Origin of the sequence: Synechocystis sp. LEGE 06083, from assembly GCF_015207725.1 — a bacterium.
Taxonomy (GTDB): domain Bacteria; phylum Cyanobacteriota; class Cyanobacteriia; order Cyanobacteriales; family Microcystaceae; genus Synechocystis; species Synechocystis salina.
In genome coordinates this window covers 1-5,693 of sequence record NZ_JADEWJ010000258.1, presented here as the reverse complement: position 1 = coordinate 5,693, position 5,693 = coordinate 1, and the positions used below count along the sequence as shown (strand labels likewise).

The window sequence follows — 5,693 nt, the reverse complement described above, 5'->3', positions numbered from 1 at the left end:
GGTTACAGTCTGCTCACAGGTAGCGCTGTTACCGGCGTTGTCAACCACAGTCCAGGTTACGGTAGTGGTTCCGATCGGGAACTGTGCAGGTGCGTTGTTGGTCACTGATGCCACGCCGCAGTTGTCGCCGGTCACCGGAGTGCCGAGGTCAACAGTTGCGAAGCAAGAACCCAAGTCAGTAGTCTCAGCTAGGTCGGCAGGACAGGTTATGGTGGGGTTCGTTGCGTCGGTTACAAGCACCATGAAGTCACATGATGAAGTGTTGCCGGCTGAGTCGGTAGTTGAAAGGGTTACCAAAGTGTCTCCGGTTACGGAAATTCCAGGAGCCGGATTTTGTGTAACCACGAGTACAGGATCACTGTTGTCAGTGGCAGTAGCAAGACCGGTGTAATCTGGAAGGATGAACGCACACGAAGCATTGAACACTTCGTTTTGATCGGCAGGACAAACAATCTCCGGTGCCTGATCGTCAGCTACAGTGATGATTTGCTCGCAAGTGGTTTCATTGCCGTAGATGTCAGTCACAGTCCAGACAATGGTCGTCTGACCGAGCGGATAAGTGCCCGATGCATCGTTGGTGCCGTTGATGCTGTTGCTCACAGAGGCAACCGCACAGTTGTCGTCGGTAGTTGGAACCGCAATGGTTACGGTAGCGAAGGCCTCACCGGCATCGGCAGGCTGCGAGATGGCAGCTGGACAATCGATGCTTGGGTTCTCGAGGTCAACCACGGTTACAGTCTGCTCACAGGTAGCGCTGTTACCGGCGTTGTCAACCACAGTCCAGGTTACGGTAGTGGTTCCGATCGGGAACTGTGCAGGTGCGTTGTTGGTCACTGATGCCACGCCGCAGTTGTCGGCGGTAGCAGGAGCAGTCAACACTACAGTTGCAAAACAAGAACCGGCGTCAGCCACAGTGTTCACATCAGCTGCACACACGATGGTTGGAAGCTCCGCGTCGGTTACAGTTACAGTCTGCTCGCAGGTAGCTGAGTTACCGTTGTTGTCAACCACAGTCCAGGTTACGGTTGTTGTACCAATCGGGAACTGTGCAGGTGCGTTATTGGTCACTGATGCCACGCCGCAGTTGTCGGCGGTAGCAGGAGCAGTCAACACTACAGTTGCAAAACATGAACCGGCATCGGCTACAGTGTTCACGTTGGCTGCACACACGATGGTGGGAAGCTCCGCGTCGGTTACAGTTACAGTCTGCTCGCAGGTAGCTGAGTTACCGTTGTTGTCAACCACAGTCCAGGTTACGGTTGTTGTACCAATCGGGAACTGTGCAGGTGCATTGTTGCTTACTGAAGCTACACCGCAGTTGTCGGCGGTAGCAGGTGCAGACAACACTACAGTTGCAAAGCATGAACCGGCATCGGCCACGGTGTTCACGTTGGCTGCACACACGATGGCGGGAAGCTCCGCGTCGGTTACGGTTACAGTCTGTTCGCAGGTTGCTGAGTTACCATTGTTGTCAACCACAGTCCAGGTTACGGTAGTGGTACCGATTGGGAACTGTGCAGGTGCGTTGTTGGTCACTGAAGCTACACCGCAGTTGTCAGCAGTAACAGGAACAGACAATACTACAGTTGCGAAGCATGAACCGGCATCGGCCACTGTGTTCACGTTGGCTGCACATACGATGGTTGGAAGCTCAGCGTCGGTTACGGTTACAGTCTGCTCGCAGGTTGCTGAGTTACTGGCGTTGTCAACTACAGTCCAGGTTACGGTAGTGGTACCGATCGGGAACTGTGCAGGTGCGTTGTTGGTCACTGAAGCCACACCGCAGTTGTCGGCGGTCACCGGAGTGCCAAGGTCAACGGTAGCGAAGCAAGAACCCAAGTCAGTAGTCTCAGCTAGGTCGGCAGGACAGGTAATGGTGGGGTTCGTTGCGTCGGTCACAAACACCATGAAGTCACATGATGAAGTATTACCGTTAGAATCGGTAGTTGAAAGGGTTACCAAAGTGTCTCCGGTTACGGAAATTCCAGGAGCCGGATTTTGTGTAACCACGAGGATAGGGTCGCTGTTGTCAGTGGCAGTAGCAAGACCGGTGTAATCTGGAAGGATGAACGCACACGAAGCATTGAACACTTCGTTTTGATCGGCAGGACAAGTAATCTCCGGTGCCTGATCGTCAGACACGGTGATGGTTTGCTCACATGTGGTTTCGTTGCCGTAGATGTCAATCACAGTCCAAACGATGGTCGTTTGACCAAGTGGATAAACACCGCTTGCATCGTTGGTTCCGGTAAAGCTGTTGCTCACTGAAGCTACCGCGCAGTTATCGTCGGTCGACGGTACTGGGATGCTCACTGTTGCGAATGCTTCTCCGGTGTCAGCAGCTTGTGAAAGGTCGGCAGGACAGGTAATGGTCGGCAGCTCCGCGTCGGTGACGGTTACGGTTTGCTCGCAGGTAGCGCTGTTACCAGCGTTGTCAACTACAGTCCAAGTAACGGTAGTGGTTCCGATCGGGAACTGTGCAGGTGCGTTGTTGATTACTGAAGCCACACCGCAGTTGTCGGCAGCTGCAGGAGCGGTCAACACTACAGTTGCGAAGCAAGAGCCTGCATCGGCAGTGGTGTTCACGTCTGCTGCACATACGATGGTAGGCAGCTCAGCATCGGTAACAGTTACGGTCTGCTCGCAAGTAGCGGTGTTGCCCGCGTTGTCAACCACAGTCCAAGTAACGGTAGTGGTTCCGATGGGGAACTGCGCAGGTGCGTTGTTGCTTACTGAAGCCACGCCGCAGTTGTCGGCAGTTGCAGGAGCGCTCAACACTACAGTGGCGAAGCAAGAGCCTGCATCGACAGTGGTGTTCACGTTCGCTGCACATACGATGGTTGGCAGTTCAGCATCGGTTACGGTTACAGTCTGCTCGCAAGTCGCAGCGTTACCGGCGTTGTCGGTTACAGTCCAGGTTACGGTAGTGGTTCCGATGGGGAACTGCGCTGGTGCGTTGTTGCTTACTGAAGCCACGCCGCAGTTGTCGGCAGTTGCAGGAGCGCTCAACACTACAGTGGCGAAGCAAGAGCCTGCATCGGCAGTGGTGTTCACGTTCGCTGCACATACGATGGTTGGAAGCTCAGCATCGGTTACGGTTACGGTCTGCTCGCAAGTCGCCGAGTTACCGGCGTTGTCAACCACAGTCCAAGTAACGGTAGTGGTTCCGATGGGGAACTGCACAGGTGCATTGTTGCTTACTGAAGCAACACCGCAGTTGTCGGCAGTTGCAGGAGCAGTCAACACTACAGTCGCAAAGCAAGAGCCTGCATCGGCAGTGGTGGTCACGTTCGCGGCGCATGAAATCGTTGGAAGCTGGTTGTCAACCACAGTCACGGTCTGCTCGCAAGTCGCAGAGTTACCGGCGTTGTCGGTTACAGTCCAAGTAACGGTAGTGGTACCGATCGGGAACTGGACAGGTGCGTTGTTGGTCACTGAAGCAACACCGCAGTTGTCAGCGGTGGTAGGTGCAGTCAATGATACAGTCGCGAAGCATGAACCGGGGTTCGTGTTCGCAGTAACGTTTGCTGCACATGAAATCGTTGGAAGCTGGTTGTCAACCACAGTTACGGTCTGCTCGCAAGTTGCTGAGTTACCGGCGTTGTCAACAACGGTCCAGGTAACGGTAGTGGTGCCGATCGGGAACTGGACAGGTGCGTTGTTGGTCACTGAAGCAACACCGCAGTTGTCAGCGGTGGTAGGTGCAGTCAATGATACAGTCGCGAAGCATGAACCGGGGTTCGTGTTCGCAGTAACGTTCGCTGCACACACGATGGTTGGAAGCTCCGCGTCGGTTACGGTTACGGTTTGCTCGCAAGTCGCAGAGTTACCGGCGTTGTCAGTTACAGTCCAGGTCACGGTAGTGGTACCGATCGGGAACTGCGCAGGTGCGTCGTTGCTCACAGAAGCTACACCGCAGTTGTCGGCTGTAGCAGGAGCAGTCAATACTACAGTTGCAAAACAAGAACCGGCATCGGCCACGGTGTTCACGTTGGCTGCGCACACGATGGTCGGCAGCTCCGCGTCGGTTACGGTTACAGTCTGCTCGCAGGTTGCTGAGTTACCGGCGTTGTCAACTACAGTCCAGGTTACGGTAGTGGTACCGATCGGGAACTGCGCAGGTGCGTTGTTGGTCACTGAAGCGATGCCGCAGTTGTCGGCGGTGGTAGGAGCGGTCAACACAACAGTTGCGAAGCAAGAACCTGCATCGGCAGTAGTGTTCACATCCGCTGCACACACGATTGTTGGCAGTTCAGCGTCGGTTACGGTTACGGTCTGCTGACAAGTCGCTGAGTTACCGGCGTTGTCAACGACAGTCCAAGTCACGGTAGTGGTTCCGATGGGGAACTGCGCAGGTGCGTTGTTGCTTACTGAAGCCACGCCGCAGTTGTCGGCAGTTGCAGGTGCAGTCAACACTACAGTTGCAAAGCATGAACCGGCGTCAGCCACAGTGTTCACATCAGCTGCACACACGATGGTGGGAAGCTCAGCGTCGGTTACGGTTACAGTCTGCTCGCAAGTCGCAGTGTTACCTGCGTTGTCAACCACGGTCCAAGTAACGGTAGTGGTTCCAATCGGGAACTGAGCAGGTGCGTTGTTGCTTACTGAAGCTACGCCGCAGTTGTCAGCAGTTGCAGGAGCAGTCAACACTACAGTTGCAAAGCAAGAGCCTGCGTCAGCTGTGGTGCTTACGTTCGCTGCACACACGATGGTTGGCAGTTCAGCATCGGTAACAGTTACAGTTTGCTCGCAAGTCGCAGAGTTACCGGCGTTGTCGGTTACAGTCCAAGTAACGGTGGTGGTTCCGATGGGGAACTGTGCAGGTGCGTTGTTGCTCACAGAAGCTACACCGCAGTTGTCGGCGGTAGCAGGAGCAGTCAAGCTTACGGTCGCAAAACATGAACCGGGATTCGCGTTTGCAGTTACGTTCGCAGCGCAGCTGATGGTTGGCAATTGGTTGTCAACCACGGTCACAGCCTGCTGACAGGTCGCGGTGTTACCGTTGTTGTCAACCACAGTCCAGGTTACGGTAGTGGTACCGATCGGGAACTGTGCAGGTGCGTTGTTGGTCACTGATGCCACGCCGCAGTTGTCGGCAGTGGTTGGTGCAGTCAAGCTTACGGTAGCAAAACATGAACCGGGATTCGCGTTTGCAGTTACGTTCGCAGCGCAGCTGATGGTTGGCAATTGGTTGTCAACCACGGTCACAGTCTGCTGACAGGTCGCGGTGTTGCCGTTGTTATCGGTTACAGTCCAGGTTACGGTGGTGGTACCGATTGGGAACTGTGCAGGTGCGTTGTTGGTCACTGAAGCTACACCGCAGTTGTCGGCGGTAACAGGAGCAGACAATACTACAGTTGCAAAGCATGAACCGGCATCGGCCACGGTGTTCACGTTGGCTGCACACACGATGGTGGGAAGCTCAGCGTCGGTCACGGTTACTGTTTGCTGACACGTCGCGGTGTTACCAGCGTTGTCGGTTACAGTCCAGGTTACGGTAGTGGTACCGATCGGGAACTGTGCAGGTGCGTTGTTGGTCACTGATGCCACGCCGCAGTTGTCAGCGGTGGTTGGTGCAGTCAAGCTTACGGTAGCAAAACATGAACCGGGATTCGCGTTTGCAGTTACGTTCGCAGCGCAGCTGATGGTTGGCAATTGGTTGTCAACCACAGTCACGGTCTGCTGACAGGTCG

The 5,693-nt window shown here is 54.9% G+C and carries 1 protein-coding gene; it reads right to left on the bottom strand.

Going from position 1 to position 5,693, the window contains the following annotated elements:
- A partial coding sequence (locus IQ219_RS16170; RefSeq protein ID WP_194073286.1) for an HYR domain-containing protein occupies positions 1-5,670 on the bottom strand: 5,670 nt, incomplete at its 3' end.
- Positions 5,671-5,693: the final 23 nt, after the last annotated feature.